The organism is Pseudomonas sp. SIMBA_041 (assembly GCF_046535095.1).
Lineage (GTDB): Bacteria > Pseudomonadota > Gammaproteobacteria > Pseudomonadales > Pseudomonadaceae > Aquipseudomonas > Aquipseudomonas mucoides.
Genome location: NZ_JAWRXJ010000001.1, coordinates 117,264 through 135,894 on the forward strand (window position 1 = coordinate 117,264; position 18,631 = coordinate 135,894).

Annotated in this window: 20 protein-coding genes; all 20 read left to right on the plus strand. The window is 56.4% G+C overall.

What is annotated here, in order from left to right; all coding sequences use genetic code 11:
* Positions 1 to 209 precede the first annotated feature (209 nt).
* Positions 210 to 344 carry a 50S ribosomal protein L34 gene (gene rpmH / locus SB725_RS00595; protein WP_003213577.1) on the plus strand — a complete coding sequence of 45 codons (135 nt, stop codon included), beginning with the start codon at positions 210 to 212 and terminating at the stop codon, positions 342 to 344.
* Between the two features lie 16 nt (positions 345 to 360).
* Complete coding sequence (rnpA, locus tag SB725_RS00600) at positions 361 to 762, plus strand: ribonuclease P protein component (protein ID WP_027926203.1); 402 nt, start codon at positions 361 to 363, stop codon at positions 760 to 762.
* Positions 755 to 1,000, plus strand: a complete 246-nt coding sequence (gene yidD / locus SB725_RS00605) for a membrane protein insertion efficiency factor YidD (protein ID WP_077430980.1) — start codon at positions 755 to 757, stop codon at positions 998 to 1,000. The genes rnpA and yidD overlap by 8 nt, the downstream gene beginning before the upstream one ends.
* Positions 1,001 to 1,002: 2 nt before the next feature.
* Positions 1,003 to 2,688, plus strand: coding sequence for a membrane protein insertase YidC (gene yidC, locus SB725_RS00610; RefSeq protein ID WP_027926204.1), 1,686 nt, complete (start codon positions 1,003 to 1,005; stop codon positions 2,686 to 2,688).
* A gap of 79 nt (positions 2,689 to 2,767) precedes the next feature.
* On the plus strand, positions 2,768 to 4,138 hold the full coding sequence (gene mnmE, locus SB725_RS00615; RefSeq protein ID WP_410921138.1) for a tRNA uridine-5-carboxymethylaminomethyl(34) synthesis GTPase MnmE: 1,371 nt from the start codon (positions 2,768 to 2,770) through the stop codon (positions 4,136 to 4,138).
* Positions 4,139 to 4,688: 550 nt separating this feature from the next.
* A complete protein-coding gene (gene mnmG / locus SB725_RS00620; RefSeq protein ID WP_027926206.1) occupies positions 4,689 to 6,587 on the plus strand; it encodes a tRNA uridine-5-carboxymethylaminomethyl(34) synthesis enzyme MnmG in 1,899 nt (632 codons plus the stop codon).
* Complete coding sequence (gene rsmG / locus SB725_RS00625; protein ID WP_027926207.1) at positions 6,584 to 7,228, plus strand: 16S rRNA (guanine(527)-N(7))-methyltransferase RsmG; 645 nt, start codon at positions 6,584 to 6,586, stop codon at positions 7,226 to 7,228. The genes mnmG and rsmG overlap by 4 nt, the downstream gene beginning before the upstream one ends.
* A gap of 18 nt (positions 7,229 to 7,246) precedes the next feature.
* Positions 7,247 to 8,044 (plus strand): ParA family protein, encoded by a 798-nt coding sequence (locus SB725_RS00630; RefSeq protein ID WP_027926208.1) that lies wholly within the window; start codon positions 7,247 to 7,249, stop codon positions 8,042 to 8,044.
* A gap of 9 nt (positions 8,045 to 8,053) precedes the next feature.
* On the plus strand, positions 8,054 to 8,926 hold the full coding sequence (locus SB725_RS00635) for a ParB/RepB/Spo0J family partition protein (RefSeq protein ID WP_008027541.1): 873 nt from the start codon (positions 8,054 to 8,056) through the stop codon (positions 8,924 to 8,926).
* 148 nt (positions 8,927 to 9,074) lie between these two features.
* A complete protein-coding gene (locus SB725_RS00640; protein WP_027926209.1) occupies positions 9,075 to 9,482 on the plus strand; it encodes a F0F1 ATP synthase subunit I in 408 nt (135 codons plus the stop codon).
* Positions 9,483 to 9,498: 16 nt separating this feature from the next.
* Positions 9,499 to 10,368: a F0F1 ATP synthase subunit A gene (gene atpB / locus SB725_RS00645; RefSeq protein ID WP_027926210.1), complete on the plus strand. Its 870-nt coding sequence runs from the start codon at positions 9,499 to 9,501 to the stop codon at positions 10,366 to 10,368.
* A 133-nt stretch (positions 10,369 to 10,501) separates the two neighbouring features.
* Complete coding sequence (gene atpE / locus SB725_RS00650; RefSeq protein WP_002555987.1) at positions 10,502 to 10,759, plus strand: F0F1 ATP synthase subunit C; 258 nt, start codon at positions 10,502 to 10,504, stop codon at positions 10,757 to 10,759.
* Between the two features lie 56 nt (positions 10,760 to 10,815).
* A complete protein-coding gene (locus SB725_RS00655; protein ID WP_008027535.1) occupies positions 10,816 to 11,286 on the plus strand; it encodes a F0F1 ATP synthase subunit B in 471 nt (156 codons plus the stop codon).
* A gap of 12 nt (positions 11,287 to 11,298) precedes the next feature.
* Positions 11,299 to 11,835 (plus strand): F0F1 ATP synthase subunit delta, encoded by a 537-nt coding sequence (locus tag SB725_RS00660; protein ID WP_027926211.1) that lies wholly within the window; start codon positions 11,299 to 11,301, stop codon positions 11,833 to 11,835.
* 21 nt (positions 11,836 to 11,856) lie between these two features.
* Entirely contained in the window at positions 11,857 to 13,401 is a 1,545-nt protein-coding gene (atpA, locus tag SB725_RS00665) for a F0F1 ATP synthase subunit alpha (protein WP_027926212.1), read from the plus strand.
* Between the two features lie 50 nt (positions 13,402 to 13,451).
* Complete coding sequence (gene atpG / locus SB725_RS00670) at positions 13,452 to 14,312, plus strand: F0F1 ATP synthase subunit gamma (RefSeq protein WP_027926213.1); 861 nt, start codon at positions 13,452 to 13,454, stop codon at positions 14,310 to 14,312.
* Positions 14,313 to 14,339: 27 nt separating this feature from the next.
* Positions 14,340 to 15,719: a F0F1 ATP synthase subunit beta gene (gene atpD, locus SB725_RS00675; protein WP_027926214.1), complete on the plus strand. Its 1,380-nt coding sequence runs from the start codon at positions 14,340 to 14,342 to the stop codon at positions 15,717 to 15,719.
* A 45-nt stretch (positions 15,720 to 15,764) separates the two neighbouring features.
* A complete protein-coding gene (locus SB725_RS00680) occupies positions 15,765 to 16,190 on the plus strand; it encodes a F0F1 ATP synthase subunit epsilon (RefSeq protein WP_123433228.1) in 426 nt (141 codons plus the stop codon).
* A gap of 116 nt (positions 16,191 to 16,306) precedes the next feature.
* Positions 16,307 to 17,674 (plus strand): bifunctional UDP-N-acetylglucosamine diphosphorylase/glucosamine-1-phosphate N-acetyltransferase GlmU, encoded by a 1,368-nt coding sequence (gene glmU, locus SB725_RS00685; RefSeq protein ID WP_059181897.1) that lies wholly within the window; start codon positions 16,307 to 16,309, stop codon positions 17,672 to 17,674.
* A gap of 180 nt (positions 17,675 to 17,854) precedes the next feature.
* Positions 17,855 to 18,631 (plus strand): DeoR/GlpR family DNA-binding transcription regulator, encoded by a 777-nt coding sequence (locus tag SB725_RS00690; protein ID WP_027926217.1) that lies wholly within the window; start codon positions 17,855 to 17,857, stop codon positions 18,629 to 18,631.

Sequence of the window (18,631 nt, forward strand, 5' to 3'; positions counted from 1 at the left end):
CTTTTATAAGCTTTACAGAAAAGCTTTAAATAATTCCTTTCTTATTTCTATTTCTAACGAGGGGTTAATCACGAACAAAACCTCTGGAGATCTATTTATAAGGAAACGCTGGTTGGAAATTGACCTAGAGGCTTGCTTTCTCTAGAATCCCCGGTCTCTTAAAACGGGGGCCATTCCGGCCCGTTGTGGACGAACCAGGTAACACGACAATGAAACGTACTTTCCAACCAAGCACTATCAAACGCGCTCGTACCCACGGTTTCCGTGCTCGCATGGCTACCAAGAACGGTCGTGCCGTCCTGTCGCGTCGTCGCGCCAAAGGTCGTGCGCGTCTGGCAGTTTGATAATCCGGCACTGGAGGTGAGTCAGGACTTCAGTCGGGAAAAGCGTCTGCTTACTCCCCGGCATTTCAAGGCAGTCTTTGACTCCCCTACCGGCAAGGTTCCGGGGAAAAATCTCCTGCTCCTTGCGCGCAACAACGATCTTGATCACCCCCGTCTCGGGTTGGTTATCGGGAAAAAGAGCGTAAAGCTCTCCGTCGAGCGCAATCGCCTCAAACGTCTGATGCGCGAATCGTTCCGTCTGCACCAGGATTCACTGGTCGGCTGGGACATCGTTATCGTCGCGCGCAAAGGTTTGGGTGACGTAGAAAACCCCGAATTGATTCAGCATTTCGGCAAACTCTGGAAGCGTCTGGCACGCAGCACGCCAGTACCAGCAGTCAAAACCGAAACTGTAGGGGTAGACAGTCCCGATGCGTAAACTGGCACTCGTTCCGATCCAGTTTTATCGCTATGCCATTAGTCCCCTGATGGCCAACCACTGTCGCTTCTACCCCAGTTGTTCCTGCTACGCGTTAGAGGCCATAGAAAATCATGGTCTTCTGCGCGGTGGCTGGCTGGCCTTTCGTCGTTTAGGTCGCTGTCATCCGTGGAATCCCGGTGGTTATGACCCGGTTCCACCTATCCCTACCTCCCGTTCTTCTTCGATGGCCGAGTAATCATGGATATCAAACGCACGATCCTGATCGTCGCCCTGGCAATCGTGTCCTACGTTATGGTTCTTAAATGGAACCAGGACTATGGTCAGGCTGCCCTGCCGACTCAGAATGTTGCTTCCAGTACTACCGCACCGGGCCTACCGGATTCGGCTACTGGCAATAATGCTTCTGTCAGTGACGACATTCCACGCGCCGCAAGCGATACCAGTGCTACAGCACCTGCTGAAACTCCAGTAGCTGCAAGCAAAGACCTCATCCAGATCAAAACGGATGTGCTCAACCTCGCCATCGATCCACAAGGTGGTGATGTTGCCCAGCTGACGCTGCCGCTGTATCCACGTCGCCAGGACCATCCGGAAATCCCGTTCCAGTTGTTCGATAACGGCAACGAGCGGACTTATCTGGCTCAAAGCGGTTTGATCGGCACCGACGGTCCGGACGCAAGTCCTGCCGGTCGTCCGGTTTACGCTTCGGAGAAGAAGGTTTATCAACTGGCTGACGGTCAGGACCAATTGGTCGTAGACCTGAAGTTCAGCAAGGACGGCGTCAACTACATCAAGCGTTTCACACTGAAACGCGGCCTGTATGACGTAACTGTTTCTTACCTGATCGACAACGAAAGTGCCAAGCCTTGGTCGGGTGCGATGTTCGCCCAGCTGAAGCGTGACGCCAGCTCCGATCCTTCTTCCAGCACTGCCACCGGCACCGCCACTTACCTGGGCGCCGCCCTGTGGACCAGTAACGAGCCGTACAAGAAAGTGTCGATGAAAGACATGGACAAGGCTCAGCTGAAAGAAACCGTCAACGGGGGTTGGGTTGCCTGGTTGCAACACTACTTCGTGACCGCTTGGATTCCGGCGAAGGGCGAAAACAATGTCGTCCAGACCCGTAAAGACAGCAAAGGCAACTACATCATCGGCTATACCGCCCCGGCATTGACGGTTGCGCCAGGTGCTAAAGCTGAAGTGAGCGCCGTTCTGTACGCCGGCCCGAAAAGCCAGGCTGTGCTGAAACAGTTGTCCCCAGGTCTGGAACTGACCGTCGACTACGGCATCCTGTGGTTCATTGCCCAGCCAATCTTCTGGTTGCTGCAACATATCCACGCCATCGTCGGCAACTGGGGCTGGTCGATCATTTTCCTGACCATGCTGATCAAGGGTTTGTTCTTCCCACTGTCGGCTGCCAGCTACAAATCCATGGCGCGCATGCGTGCAGTGGCCCCGAAACTGGCCGCGCTGAAAGAGCAACATGGCGATGACCGGCAGAAAATGTCGCAAGCCATGATGGAGCTGTACAAGAAAGAGAAGATCAATCCGCTGGGTGGTTGCTTGCCAATCCTCGTGCAGATGCCGGTTTTCCTTTCGCTGTACTGGGTTCTGCTGGAAAGCGTTGAAATGCGCCAAGCGCCGTTCATGCTGTGGATTACTGACCTGTCGATCAAGGATCCGTTCTTCATTCTGCCGATCATCATGGGCGCAACCATGTTCATCCAGCAGCAGTTGAACCCGACACCACCGGATCCGATGCAGGCCAAGGTGATGAAGCTGATGCCAATCATCTTCACCTTCTTCTTCCTGTGGTTCCCGGCTGGTCTGGTGCTGTACTGGGTAGTGAACAACTGCCTGTCCATCACTCAACAGTGGTACATCACTCGTAAAATCGAACGGGCTACCAAAGCAGCCGCTTGATTTACACTGTGGATAACCACTCAAAACGCCCCCTAGTGGGGCGTTTTGCTATCTGTCACTTTTGTCTGGATACCGGTTTATGAGCGTTCCTCGTGAAACCATCGCAGCCGTTGCTACCGCTCAAGGTCGCGGCGGTGTGGGCATCGTCCGTATTTCCGGGCCGTTGGCGAGCCTTGCGGCCAAGGCCATCAGCGGTCGGGAATTGAAACCCCGGTTTGCCCATTACGGCCCGTTCCTCAGTGAGAACGAAGAGGTGCTGGACGAAGGCATTGCGCTTTATTTCCCGGGGCCGAACTCCTTCACCGGCGAAGACGTGCTTGAACTGCAGGGCCATGGCGGGCCGATTGTTCTGGATATGTTGCTCAAGCGTTGTCTGGAACTGGGCTGTCGCCTCGCCCGTCCCGGTGAATTCAGCGAGCGCGCCTTCCTCAATGACAAACTCGACCTGGCTCAGGCTGAAGCCATTGCTGACTTGATCGAGGCGAGTTCTGCACAAGCGGCACGAAATGCGCTGCGTTCCTTGCAAGGCGCATTTTCCCAGCGTGTGCATAACCTGACCGAGCAGCTGATAGGCCTGCGTATCTATGTCGAAGCGGCCATCGACTTCCCTGAAGAAGAAATCGACTTCCTGGCTGATGGTCATGTCTTGGCCATGCTCGACAAAGTGCGCGATGAATTATCCACAGTACTTCGCGAAGCCGGGCAAGGCGCCTTGCTGCGTGACGGCATGACCGTGGTGATTGCCGGTCGGCCGAATGCCGGTAAATCCAGCCTGTTGAATGCTCTGGCGGGTCGGGAAGCAGCGATCGTGACCGAAATTGCCGGCACAACCCGGGACATCCTGCGCGAACATATCCACATTGATGGCATGCCGCTGCACGTGGTGGATACCGCGGGTCTGCGAGATACCGACGATCACGTGGAAAAAATTGGCGTAGAACGCGCACTGAAAGCCATCGGCGAAGCGGATCGCGTGTTATTGGTCGTCGATGCAACGGCGCCTGAAGCGTTGGACCCCTTCGCTTTGTGGCCGGAATTCCTCGAAATCCGCCCGGATCCATCGAAAGTCACGCTGATTCGTAACAAGGCTGATCTGACGGGGGAAGCCATTGCCCTGGAAGTCAGTGAAGATGGCCACGTCACCATCAGCCTGAGTGCCAAGTCTGCTGGCGAAGGCCTGGAGTTACTGCGCGACCATCTGAAGGCCTGCATGGGTTACGAGCAGACGTCGGAAAGTAGCTTCAGCGCACGCAGGCGTCACCTTGAGGCCCTGCGTCATGCCAGTACATCCCTTGAGCATGGCCGCTCGCAATTGACCCTGGCCGGTGCTGGCGAGCTGTTGGCCGAGGATTTGCGTCAGGCGCAGCACTCGCTGGGTGAAATCACCGGTGCATTCAGCTCTGATGACCTGTTGGGACGAATCTTTTCCAGCTTCTGCATCGGTAAATAACCCTTTCGTTGTTCACAGACAGGCCATTCGCGCCTGTCTGTCCTCTCTTTTTAAAAAATCGTCCCTCAGTGCCGAGCAGATAATGTCTGCTTGAGCGGTTTTCCTTCGCCCGGAATTAACCCGATACGCGCTTTTCTGTGGATTAAGCCCTGTGAATAACTGCCACTAAGGGCAGTTGATAACAGGGCCTGAAAACTGAAGATAACCACCTCTGTGGATAACCACCCCTTTCATCCACAGGCTTAAACCGGTTATCCAAGGGTCTCTTGGCCACATGACCACAGGGTTTTAAATCTCTGTACACATTGATAATAAAGGCCTGTAGCGATCTATCCACAGAAAGGTGGCTCAGTAGAAATAAACATAAAAACAAAGATTTAATAAATTTCTCTCTTTTTAATTTCTATAACCCCGACTTCTCCACAGCTGGTTAAATTTTGTGCAAAGGGTTCTTTAGGAAGGGCGAAGTCCCTATACTTGTCGACCAGGTCCAGAAACCTGAGCTCAAACTATTCCTGATTACCTAACTGAAGCAGGCACGAGGTGCGTGGTGGATTTCCCTTCCCGTTTTGAAGTGATCGTCATCGGCGGCGGTCATGCCGGTACCGAGGCAGCACTGGCCTCAGCACGTATGGGTGCGAAAACCCTGTTGCTGACGCATAACGTGGAAACCCTCGGAGCAATGAGTTGCAACCCCGCCATTGGCGGGATCGGTAAAAGCCACCTGGTTAAAGAAATTGACGCCCTTGGCGGCGCGATGGCCATGGCTACCGACAAAGGTGGTATTCAATTTCGCGTGTTAAACAGCCGCAAAGGCCCGGCCGTGCGTGCAACTCGCGCCCAGGCAGACCGGGTTCTGTACAAGGCCGCTGTCCGCGAAGCATTGGAAAACCAGCCGAACCTGTGGATATTTCAACAAGCCGCTGACGACCTGATCGTCGAACAGGAACAAGTGCGCGGTGTCGTCACCCAAATGGGCCTGCGTTTCCTCGCGGATTCCGTGGTGTTGACCACTGGCACCTTCCTCGGCGGACTTATCCACATCGGCATGCAGAATTACTCCGGCGGTCGTGCCGGTGATCCGCCATCGATCGCCCTGGCTCGCCGTCTGCGTGAATTGCCACTGCGTGTGGGTCGTTTGAAAACCGGTACGCCGCCGCGTATCGACGGTCGTTCTGTGGATTTCTCGGTAATGACCGAGCAAGCAGGCGATACGCCGATCCCGGTGATGTCGTTCATGGGTTCCAAAGAGCAGCACCCGAAACAGGTGAGCTGCTGGATTACCCACACCAACAGCCGGACCCACGAAATCATTGCCGCGAACCTCGATCGTTCGCCGATGTATTCCGATGCGGGATTGATCGAAGGCATCGGTCCGCGTTATTGCCCGTCGATCGAAGACAAGATCCACCGCTTTGCCGACAAGGAAAGCCATCAGGTCTTTATCGAGCCGGAAGGTTTGACCACCCACGAGCTGTACCCGAACGGGATATCCACATCCCTGCCGTTCGACGTGCAATTGCAGATTGTGCAATCGATCCGCGGCATGGAAAACGCACACATCGTGCGTCCGGGCTACGCCATCGAATACGACTATTTCGACCCGCGTGACCTGAAATACAGCCTGGAAACCAAAGTGATTGGCGGGCTGTTTTTTGCCGGTCAAATCAACGGCACCACCGGTTACGAAGAAGCCGGCGCCCAGGGTTTGCTGGCCGGCGCCAACGCAGCACTGCGTGCACAGGGCAAAGATGCCTGGTGCCCGCGTCGCGACGAGGCGTACATCGGCGTATTGGTCGACGACCTGATTACGCTCGGAACCCAAGAGCCGTACCGGATGTTCACGTCCCGTGCCGAATACCGCCTGATCCTGCGCGAAGACAACGCCGACCTGCGTCTGACCGAAAAAGGTCGCGAGCTGGGTCTGGTCGATGACGCGCGTTGGGCGGCGTTCTGCAAGAAGCGCGAAAGCATCGACCTGGAAGAGCAACGCCTGAAAAGTACCTGGGTTCGCCCGGGCACCGAGCAGGGCGATGCGATTTCCGAGAAGTTCGGTACGCCGCTGACCCACGAATACAATTTGCTCAACCTGCTGAGCCGTCCGGAAATCGACTACGCTGGTCTGATTGCCGTGACCGGTGGGGGCGCAGAAGATCCACAGGTCGCCGAACAGGTCGAAATCAAGACCAAGTACGCCGGTTACATCGACCGTCAGCAGGATGAAATCGCACGCCTGCGGGCCAGCGAAGACACCAAACTGCCTGTGGATATCGATTACACGAACATTTCCGGTCTCTCCAAAGAGATCCAGAGCAAGCTCGGCGCGACCCGTCCTGAAACCCTGGGCCAGGCGTCACGTATTCCGGGCGTCACCCCGGCAGCCATTTCGCTGTTGATGATTCATTTGAAAAAACGCGGCGCGGGCCGTCAGTTGGAGCAAAGCGCTTGAGTTCGTTGGTCACCTCGCAACACGCCGAAGAGTTATCCACAGGTGCTCGCCAGCTCGGTGTCACACTGACAGAAACCCAGCACGCGCAGCTGCTGGGTTATCTGGCCCTGTTGATCAAATGGAACAAGGCCTACAACCTGACCGCCGTGCGCGATCCGGACGAAATGGTCTCTCGCCATCTGCTCGATAGTTTGAGCGTCATGTCGTTCATCGAAAACGGTCGCTGGCTGGACGTTGGCAGCGGTGGTGGCATGCCGGGCATTCCGTTGGCCATCCTGTTTCCCGAGTCGCAAGTGACCTGCCTGGACAGCAACGGCAAGAAAACCCGCTTCCTGACCCAGGTCAAACTCGAACTCAAACTGGATAACCTGCAAGTTATCCACAGCCGCGTCGAAGCTTTCCAGCCTGCACAGCCATTCAACGGGATTGTTTCCCGGGCGTTCAGCAGCATGGAAAATTTCAGTAACTGGACTCGCCACCTCGGCGATGCCGATACGCGCTGGCTGGCAATGAAGGGCGTTCATCCGGCCGATGAGCTGGTAGCATTGCCAGCAGACTTCCACCTCGATAGCGAACACGCCCTGGCCGTCCCTGGTTGCCAAGGCCAACGCCATCTGCTGATACTGCGCCGCACGGCATGATTGGGAACACAAGCAAGAATGGCTAAGGTATTCGCGATTGCGAACCAAAAGGGTGGTGTGGGTAAAACCACCACCTGCATCAACCTCGCAGCTTCCCTGGTCGCTACCAAGCGTCGGGTGCTGCTGATCGATCTCGATCCACAGGGCAACGCCACCATGGGTAGCGGTGTGGATAAACATGGCCTGGAAAACTCGGTCTACGACCTGCTGATCGGCGAATGTGACCTGGCCCAGGCCATGCACTACTCCGAGCATGGTGGTTACCAGCTGTTGCCGGCCAACCGCGACCTGACGGCGGCCGAAGTGGTTCTGCTGGAAATGCAGATGAAGGAAAGTCGCCTGCGCAGTGCATTGGCGCCAATCCGTGAAAACTACGATTACATTTTGATCGACTGCCCACCGTCGTTGTCGATGCTCACGCTGAACGCACTGGTGGCCGCCGATGGGGTGATTATCCCCATGCAGTGCGAATACTTCGCGCTCGAAGGTTTGAGCGACCTTGTGGATAACATCAAGCGCATCGCTGAACTGCTTAACCCGAATCTGAAAGTCGAAGGCCTGTTGCGGACCATGTACGACCCGCGCCTGAGCCTGATGAACGATGTGTCCGCGCAGCTCAAGGAACACTTCGGCGAGCAGCTTTACGACACCGTGATTCCGCGCAACATTCGCTTGGCTGAAGCGCCAAGTTATGGGATGCCGGCGTTGGCGTACGACAAGACTTCACGGGGCGCCATTGCCTACCTGGCCTTGGCGGGCGAAATGGTTCGCCGCCAGCGCAAAAACTCACGCACCGCCGCCGCTCAGGCAACTTAAGGAATCCCCATGGCCGTCAAGAAACGAGGTCTCGGACGTGGACTGGATGCACTGCTGAGTGGTCCGACTGTCAGCTCGCTGGAAGAACAAGCGGTACAAGCTGACCAACGTGAGCTGCAGCACCTGCCCCTGGACCTGATCCAGCGCGGCAAGTACCAACCCCGCCGGGACATGGATCCTCAAGCGCTGGAAGAGTTGGCGCAGTCGATCAAGGCCCAGGGCGTGATGCAGCCGATCGTGGTTCGCCCGATCGGCAGCGGTCGCTTCGAAATCATTGCCGGTGAACGCCGCTGGCGCGCCAGCCAGCAGGCTGGCCAGGAAACCATCCCGGCGATGGTTCGTGATGTGCCGGATGAAACGGCCATTGCCATGGCGCTGATCGAGAACATTCAACGCGAAGACCTCAATCCGATCGAAGAAGCCGTCGCGTTGCAGCGTTTGCAGCAGGAATTTCAGCTGACTCAGCAACAGGTTGCGGAGGCGGTGGGCAAATCCCGCGTGACCGTGGCCAACCTGCTACGCTTGATCGCGTTGCCGGAAGTTATCAAAACCATGCTGTCGCACGGTGACCTGGAAATGGGTCATGCGCGTGCTTTGCTCGGTTTGCCGGAGAATCAACAGGTAGAAGGGGCGCGACATGTTGTCGCACGGGGGCTGACGGTGCGCCAAACTGAAGCACTGGTTCGCCAGTGGTTGAGTGGCAAACAGGAGCCTGCCGAACCGGTAAAACCGGACCCTGATATAGCCCGACTCGAACAGCGCCTGGCCGAACGCCTAGGCTCTGCGGTGCAGATTCGCCACGGTAAGAAGGGGAAAGGGCAGTTGGTCATTGGTTACAACTCCCTCGACGAACTGCAAGGTGTGCTTGCGCACATTCGTTGAAACATTTCCTCATGTAGCGTGCAGTCGGAAATCACTACCTGACAGTTGAATAGGGGCTGAACCGCCCCTATACTCTGCGCGCATTTTGTCGGCACAAATTATGCCAAGTTATTGATTTCTGGCAGCCGACCATTGGAGAGAAAACGTGATGGAAAGACGCACGCCAAACCGCTTGCCGTTCCATCGCCTGGCAGTTTTTCCGGTGTTAATGGCTCAATTTGTCGTTTTGCTGATTGCTGCTTTGGCGCTTTGGCAATGGCATGGAGTCGTTGCCGGGTACTCAGGACTTTGCGGAGGCCTGATAGCCTTGCTTCCCAATGTTTATTTCGCTCACAGGGCATTTCGGTTTTCCGGCGCCCGAGCAGCTCAAGCCATTGTCCGGTCATTTTATGCCGGCGAGGCGGGCAAACTGATTTTGACGGCAGTGCTCTTTGCATTGACGTTTGCAGGTGTGAAGCCATTGGCGCCGCTAGCTGTATTCGGCGTCTTCGTGTTGACCCAACTGGTCAGCTGGTTCGCGCCCCTGCTGATGAGAACAAGACTTTCGAGACCTTAGGGCGTTTGAGGCAACCATGGCAGAAACAACCGCTTCGGGCTATATCCAGCACCACTTGCAGAACCTGACTTTCGGTCAGCTCCCAACTGGCGGGTGGGGTTTTGCCCACACCGCAGCAGAAGCCAAGGAAATGGGCTTCTGGGCTTTCCACGTCGATACCCTCGGCTGGTCGGTCGCGTTGGGTCTGATCTTCGTTCTTCTTTTCCGCATGGCGGCAAAGAAAGCGACTTCCGGTCAGCCTGGTGCTTTGCAGAACTTCGTTGAAGTATTGGTCGAATTCGTCGATGGCAGCGTGAAAGACAGCTTCCATGGCCGTAGCCCGGTGATTGCACCGCTGGCACTGACCATCTTCGTCTGGGTGTTCCTGATGAACGCCGTCGACCTGATCCCGGTCGACTGGATTCCTCAGCTGGCCATCCTGATTACCGGCGACCACCACATTCCGTTCCGTGCAGTGTCGACCACTGACCCGAACGCGACCCTGGGTATGGCCCTGTCGGTGTTCGCGCTGATCATTTTCTACAGCATCAAGGTCAAGGGCATCGGCGGCTTCATCGGCGAACTGACCCTGCACCCGTTCGGCAGCAAGAACATCTTCGTTCAGGCCCTGCTGATTCCGGTGAACTTCCTGCTGGAGTTCGTGACGCTGGTTGCCAAGCCAATCTCGCTGGCACTGCGTCTGTTCGGCAACATGTACGCCGGCGAACTGGTCTTCATTCTGATTGCTGTGATGTTCGGCAGCGGTCTGCTCTGGCTTAGCGGCCTGGGCGTAGTTCTGCAGTGGGCGTGGGCTGTGTTCCACATCCTGATCATCACCCTGCAGGCGTTTATCTTCATGATGCTGACCATCGTTTACCTTTCGATGGCGCACGAAGAGAACCATTAAGACCAGTCTCGACTAGTCTGATGTCCCACTCGGTCAAACGAGTGGGTGCCCGAACAGGGCTATGAAACGATTTGTTTTACCGCTTTAAAATCTAAAAAACCTAAACCATACGACGTAAAAGTCGGGAGGAAAGATGGAAACTGTAGTTGGTCTAACCGCTATCGCTGTTGCACTGTTGATCGGCCTGGGCGCACTGGGTACCGCAATTGGTTTCGGCCTGTTGGGCGGCAAGTTCCTGGAAGGCGCAGCGCGTCAGCCAGAAATGGTTCCAATGCTGCAAGTTAAAATGTTCATCGTTGCCGGTCTGCTCGACGCCGTCACCATGATCGGTGTTGGTATCGCTCTGTTCTTCACCTTCGCGAACCCATTCGTTGGTCAACTCGCTGGCTAATTACTCGAACCTTCGAGTAGTTGGTGTGATGTGTAACGAACGAGCGAGGTGTTGGCGTGAACATTAATGCAACCCTGATTGGCCAGTCCGTTGCGTTCTTCATTTTTGTACTGTTTTGCATGAAGTTCGTGTGGCCTCCGGTCATCGCGGCTTTGCACGAACGTCAGAAGAAGATTGCGGATGGACTGGACGCTGCCGCCCGAGCAGCTCGCGACCTGGAATTGGCCCAAGATAAAGCGGGTCAACAACTGCGCGAAGCTAAAGCTCAGGCAGCCGAAATCATTGAGCAAGCCAAGAAACGCGGTAACCAGATCGTTGAAGAGGCTGTTGAAAAGGCCCGTATCGACGCTGACCGTGTGAAGGTTCAGGCTCAGGCCGAGATCGAACAGGAACTGAACAGTGTCAAAGACGCGCTGCGTGCCCAACTGGGTGCTCTGGCTGTCGGCGGCGCCGAGAAGATCCTGGGTGCCACAATCGATCAAAACGCGCACGCGGAGCTGGTAAACAAACTGGCTGCTGAAATTTAAGCGAGGGCGATCATGGCAGAATTGACCACGTTGGCCCGACCTTACGCTAAGGCAGCCTTCGAGCACGCCCAGGCCCACCAGCAACTGGCCTCTTGGTCAGCCATGCTCGGCCTGGCTGCAGCAGTGTCGCAAGACGACACCATGCAGCGCGTGCTCAAGGCCCCGCGACTGACGAGCGCAAACAAGGCCGCCACGTTTATTGACGTGTGCGGCGACAAGTTTGATGCCAAGGCACAGAACTTCATTAACGTCGTTGCCGAAAACGACCGTCTCCCGCTGTTGCCGGAGATCGCCGCTCTGTTTGACCTGTACAAGGCTGAACAAGAGAAGTCGGTAGACGTTGAAGTCACCAGTGCTTTTGCATTGAACCAAGAACAGCAAGACAAACTCGCCAAGGTTCTCAGTGCACGACTCAACCGGGAAGTGCGCCTGCAAGTTGCGGAGGATGCCGCCCTTATTGGTGGTGTCATCATTCGCGCCGGCGACCTGGTAATCGATGGTTCGATTCGCGGCAAACTCGCGAATCTTGCCGAAGCATTGAAATCTTGAGTTTGAAGGGGCAGCAGAGCAATGCAGCAACTCAATCCTTCCGAAATAAGTGAAATTATCAAGGGCCGCATCGACAAGCTCGATGTGACCTCCCAAGCCCGTAACGAAGGCACTGTCGTCAGCGTATCTGACGGTATCGTGCGGATTCACGGTCTGGCCGACGTAATGTACGGCGAGATGATCGAGTTTCCGGGCGGCGTCTTCGGTATGGCTCTCAACCTGGAGCAAGACTCTGTAGGTGCCGTTGTATTGGGCGCATACCAGACTCTGGCTGAAGGCATGAGCGCCAAGTGCACCGGCCGTATCCTCGAAGTTCCGGTTGGTAAGGAACTGCTGGGTCGCGTAGTCGACGCACTGGGTAACCCAGTTGATGGCAAAGGTCCGCTGAACAACACCTTGACCGACGCGGTCGAGAAAGTTGCTCCAGGCGTGATCTGGCGTAAGTCGGTAGACCAGCCTGTACAGACTGGCTACAAGGCTGTCGATGCCATGATCCCTGTCGGCCGTGGCCAGCGTGAGCTGATCATCGGTGACCGTCAGATCGGTAAAACCGCTCTGGCGATCGACGCGATCATCAACCAGAAAGACAGCGGCATTTTCTGCGTCTACGTAGCCATTGGTCAGAAACAATCGACCATCGCCAACGTGGTTCGCAAGCTGGAAGAAAACGGCGCACTGGCTAACACCATCGTCGTGGCAGCGAGCGCTTCGGAATCTGCAGCACTGCAATTCCTGGCACCGTACTCCGGTTGCACCATGGGTGAATTCTTCCGCGACCGCGGTGAAGACGCGCTGATCGTTTATGACGATCTGTCCAAGCAAGCAGTGGCTTACCGCCAGATTTCCCTGCTGCTGCGCCGTCCACCAGGCCGTGAAGCTTACCCAGGCGACGTGTTCTATCTCCACTCCCGTCTGCTGGAGCGCGCATCCCGCGTTTCGGAAGAATACGTAGAGAAGTTCACCAACGGCGCAGTGACCGGCAAAACCGGTTCCCTGACCGCACTGCCGATCATCGAAACCCAGGCTGGCGACGTTTCCGCGTTCGTTCCGACCAACGTGATTTCCATCACCGACGGTCAGATCTTCCTGGAATCGGCCATGTTCAACTCCGGGATCCGTCCTGCTGTGAACGCCGGTGTTTCGGTATCCCGTGTGGGTGGTGCCGCTCAGACCAAGATCATCAAGAAGCTCTCCGGTGGTATCCGTACCGCTCTGGCTCAGTACCGTGAACTGGCGGCATTCGCCCAGTTCGCTTCTGACCTGGACGAAGCGACCCGTAAGCAACTTGAGCATGGTCAGCGCGTTACCGAGCTGATGAAGCAGAAGCAATACGCACCTATGTCGATCGCTGACATGGCGCTGTCGCTGTATGCCGCTGAGCGTGGGTTCCTGACTGACGTCGAAATCGCCAAGATCGGCAGCTTTGAACAAGCGCTGATTGCTTTCTTCAACCGCGATCACGCCGAATTGATGGCGAAGATCAACGTGAAGGGTGACTTCAATGACGAAATCGATGCTGGCATGAAAGCCGGTATCGAGAAGTTCAAGGCCACCCAAACCTGGTAAGCCGCAGCGGGAGCCGCAAGGCTCCCGCTTGCTAACCTGATAGGTGTTACATGGCAGGCGCAAAAGAGATTCGCAGTAAGATTGCGAGCATCAAAAGCACGCAAAAGATTACCAGCGCCATGGAAAAAGTGGCGGTCAGTAAAATGCGCAAGGCACAAATGCGCATGGCTGCTAGCCGTCCTTACGCGGAGCGCATCCGCCAGGTTATTGGTCATTTGGCCAACGCCAACCCGGAATATCGCCACCCGTTCATGATCGACCGCGAAATCAAGCGCGTCGGTTACGTCGTGGTGAGCAGTGACCGTGGTTTGTGTGGTGGTTTGAACACCAACCTGTTCAAGGCCCTGGTCAAGGACATGGCGGTAAACCGCGAAAACGGCGTCGAGATCGATCTGTGTGTAGTGGGTAGCAAGGGTGCGGCTTTCTTCCGCAACTTCGGCGGCAACGTCGTAGCAGCTATCAGCCACCTGGGTGAAGAGCCGTCGATCAATGACTTGATCGGCAGCGTCAAGGTGATGCTGGATGCCTACCTGGACGGCCGTATTGATCGCCTGTCCGTGGTGTCCAACAAGTTCATCAACACCATGACGCAAACGCCTACCGTGGAGCAGTTGATTCCATTGGTGGCAACCCCGGATCAAGGCCTCAAGCACCACTGGGACTATCTCTACGAACCGGATGCCAAAGAGCTGCTTGACGGCTTGATGGTCCGTTACGTGGAGTCGCAGGTCTACCAGGCGGTGGTCGAGAACAACGCGGCTGAACAAGCTGCGCGGATGATCGCGATGAAGAACGCTACCGACAACGCCGGTGATTTGATCAGCGATTTGCAGCTGGTCTACAACAAGGCGCGTCAGGCTGCGATCACCCAAGAGATCTCGGAAATCGTCGGCGGCGCTGCCGCGGTTTAACGGTTCAAATATTCAGAGGATCCAGCTATGAGTAGCGGACGTATCGTTCAAATCATCGGCGCCGTTATCGACGTGGAATTCCCACGCGACAGCGTACCGAGCATCTACAACGCGCTGACTGTACAAAGCGCGGCCGCAACCACTCTGGAAGTTCAGCAACAGCTGGGCGACGGCGTGGTTCGTACCATTGCGATGGGCTCCACCGAGGGCTTGAAGCGTGGTCTGGACGTCATCGACTCCGGCGCAGCCATTTCCGTACCGGTCGGTAAAGCGACTCTGGGCCGGATCATGGACGTTCTGGGCAACCCGATCGACGAAGCTGGCCCGATCGACACCGACGAGCGCTGGGGCATTCACCGTCCTGCGCCAACCTTCGCAGAACAAGCGGGCGGCAACGACCTGCTGGAAACCGGCATCAAGGTTATCGACCTGGTTTGCCCGTTCGCCAAGGGTGGTAAAGTCGGTCTGTTCGGTGGTGCCGGTGTAGGCAAAACCGTAAACATGATGGAACTGATCCGTAACATCGCCATCGAGCACAGCGGTTATTCCGTGTTCGCCGGTGTGGGTGAGCGTACTCGTGAGGGTAACGACTTCTACCACGAGATGAAGGATTCCAACGTTCTGGACAAAGTGGCACTGGTTTACGGTCAGATGAACGAGCCGCCGGGTAACCGTCTGCGCGTAGCACTGACCGGCCTGACCATGGCCGAGAAGTTCCGTGACGAAGGTAACGACGTTCTGCTGTTCGTCGACAACATCTATCGTTACACCCTGGCCGGTACTGAAGTATCCGCACTGCTGGGCCGTATGCCTTCCGCAGTAGGTTACCAGCCGACCCTGGCCGAAGAGATGGGTACTCTGCAAGAGCGTATCACTTCGACCAAAAACGGTTCGATCACCTCGATCCAAGCGGTATACGTACCTGCGGATGACTTGACTGACCCGTCGCCAGCGACCACCTTCGCCCACTTGGACGCCACCGTCGTTCTGTCCCGTGACATCGCTTCCCTGGGTATCTACCCAGCGGTCGATCCACTCGACTCGACTTCGCGCCAGCTGGACCCGAACGTAATCGGCCAGGACCACTACGACACCGCTCGCGGTGTACAGTATGTTCTGCAGCGTTACAAAGAACTGAAGGACATCATTGCGATCCTGGGTATGGACGAGCTGTCGGAAGCCGACAAGCAGTTGGTAAACCGTGCTCGTAAGATCCAGCGTTTCTTGTCGCAGCCGTTCTTCGTGGCTGAAGTCTTCACCGGTGCTTCGGGTAAATACGTTTCCCTGAAAGACACCATTGCTGGCTTCAAAGGCATCCTCAACGGTGACTACGACCACCTGCCAGAACAAGCGTTCTACATGGTCGGCGGCATCGAAGAAGCGATCGAGAAAGCCAAGAAACTGTAATCCCGGCGCCCGGAAACGGGCGCTAATTTAGGTTGAGGCAATCAGATGGCTATGACAGTCCATTGCGATATCGTCAGCGCGGAAGGAGAAATCTTTTCCGGTCTGGTCGAGATGGTGATTGCGCACGGTGCACTGGGTGATCTTGGTATCGCCCTGGGTCACGCGCCGTTGATCACTAATCTCAAGCCGGGCCCGATCCGCCTGGTCAAGCAGGGCGGGGAAGAGGAGGTGTATTACATCTCCGGTGGTTTCCTCGAAGTTCAGCCGAACATGGTCAAGGTTCTTGCCGACACCGTGCAACGTGCTGGCGACCTGGATGAAGCCTCCGCTCAGGAAGCCGTCAAGGCTGCCGAGAAAGCCCTGCATGAGCGGGGCGCGGAATTCGACTACGGTTCTGCTTCCGCACGTCTGGCCGAGGCTGCAGCACAGCTGCGCACCGTCCAGCAGATCCGCAAGAAGTTTGGCCGCTAATAGGCCATCACTTGTTGCGCGATTGATTAAAAAGGGTAGCCTCGGCTACCCTTTTTTCTTTTCCGACGTTCATAACCTGGTCGCAGCCGCTGACCACCCAGGATTGGTAGCCAGTCATGTCACTTGAAATCGTTATTCTCGCTGCCGGCCAAGGCACGCGCATGCGTTCGGCGTTGCCGAAAGTTCTGCACCCGATTGCCGGCAACTCGATGCTTGGCCATGTTATCCACAGCGCCCGCCAACTTGATCCACAGCGCATCCATGTGGTGATCGGCCATGGCGCTGAAGCCGTACGTGAGCGCCTGGCGGCGGATGACCTGAATTTCGTCCTTCAGGACAAACAATTGGGTACCGGTCATGCCGTGGCTCAGGCTGTGCCGTTCATTGAGTCCGATACCGTACTCATTCTCTACGGCGACGTGCCGCTGATTGAAGTCGACACCCTGCAACGCCTGCTCAAGAAAGTCGCGCCGCAACAACTGGGCCTGTTGACTGTCGAGCTGGACGACCCGACCGGCTATGGCCGCATCGTCCGCGATGACGCTGGCAAGGTCACGGCAATCGTTGAGCAAAAAGACGCCAACGAAGCCGAGCGTGCGATCACTGAAGGCAACACCGGGATTCTCGCCCTGCCTTTCGCCCAACTGGGTAGCTGGATGAGCCGTCTCTCCAACAACAATGCCCAGGGCGAGTATTACCTGACTGACGTGATCGCCATGGCGGTCAACGATGGTTTGGTGGTCGCCACCGAGCAGCCGCACGACGCCATGGAAGTGCAGGGCGCCAACGACCGCAAGCAACTTTCCGAACTCGAGCGTCACTATCAATTGCGCGCCGGCCGCCGTTTGATGGCCCAAGGCGTGACCCTGCGCGACCCGGCTCGTTTCGATGTGCGCGGCGAAGTCACCGTTGGCCGCGATGTGCTGATCGACATCAACGTGATCCTCGAAGGCAAAGTCGTCATTGAAGACGACGTGGTGATCGGCCCGAACTGTGTGATCAAGGACAGCACCCTGCGCAAAGGCGTGGTGATCAAGGCCAACAGCCATATCGAAGGTGCGATTCTGGGCGAAGGCAGCGATGCCGGCCCATTCGCACGCCTGCGTCCGGGCACTGTCCTTGACGCGCGCGCGCATGTGGGTAACTTTGTTGAACTGAAGAACGCTCACTTGGGCGAAGGCGCGAAGGCCGGTCACCTGACTTACCTGGGTGATGCCGAGGTCGGCGCGCGCACCAACATTGGCGCGGGCACCATCACGTGCAACTACGACGGCGCCAACAAGTGGAAAACCGTGCTGGGTGAAGACGTTTTCATCGGTTCCAACAATTCGTTGGTAGCGCCTGTGGATATCTCTTCCGGTGCGACCACGGCGGCGGGCTCGACCATTACGCAGAATGTGGATAACGCACAATTGGCGGTAGGTCGGGCACGGCAGAAGAATATCGACGGCTGGAAGCGGCCGGAGAAGGTCAAGAAGAGCTGAGTTATCCACAGCCCTTCTAAACAACAAAATCGCAGCCTGAGAACGGCCTTCAGAGCCCTCACCTCAAGCTGCGATTTTTTTTGGTTATACACAGGCCTTTTTATCCCAACACGCTTGACGAAGTTTCGCCGATAGGTTTTGATTGCTTCCGTTATCTTTCGAATCGAAACTTACTAAGCCATGTCGAAGCGCAATACACCCCAACGCCGCCACAATATCCTCACCTTGCTCAACGAGCAGGGCGAAGTCAGTGTGGACGAGCTGGCAAAACGCTTCGAAACGTCGGAAGTTACGATTCGCAAGGATCTGGCGGCGCTTGAGAGTAATGGCCTGCTGCTACGTCGTTACGGCGGAGCGATCACCATGCCTCAAGAATTGGTGGCTGACATCGGCCAACCTGTCTCCAAATACAAACAAGCCATTGCTCGTGCCGCGGTCACGCGGATTCGCGAGCATGCGCGGATCATCATCGACAGCGGCAGTACCACGGCGGCCATGATCCCGGAACTCGGTCAGCAACCAGGACTGGTGGTGATGACCAACTCGTTGCACGTGGCCAATGCCTTGAGCGAGCTTGAGCACGAACCGGTGCTGTTGATGACCGGCGGCACCTGGGACCCGCATTCCGAGTCCTTTCAGGGGCAGGTCGCTGAGCAGGTACTACGCTCTTACGACTTTGATCAGTTGTTTATCGGTGCCGATGGCATCGACCTGGTCCGCGGTACGACCACCTTCAACGAATTGCTGGGGCTCAGCCGGGTCATGGCCGAAGTCGCCCGTGAAGTCGTCGTGATGGTGGAGGCCGATAAGATCGGCCGCAAAATCCCCAACCTGGAACTGCCATGGAGCAGCGTCCATACCCTTATTACCGATGATCGCTTGCCGCTGGAGGCACGCGATCAGATTCAGGCCCGCGGCATCAATTTGATTTGCGCGGCTGTCAGTCAGGAGAAATAG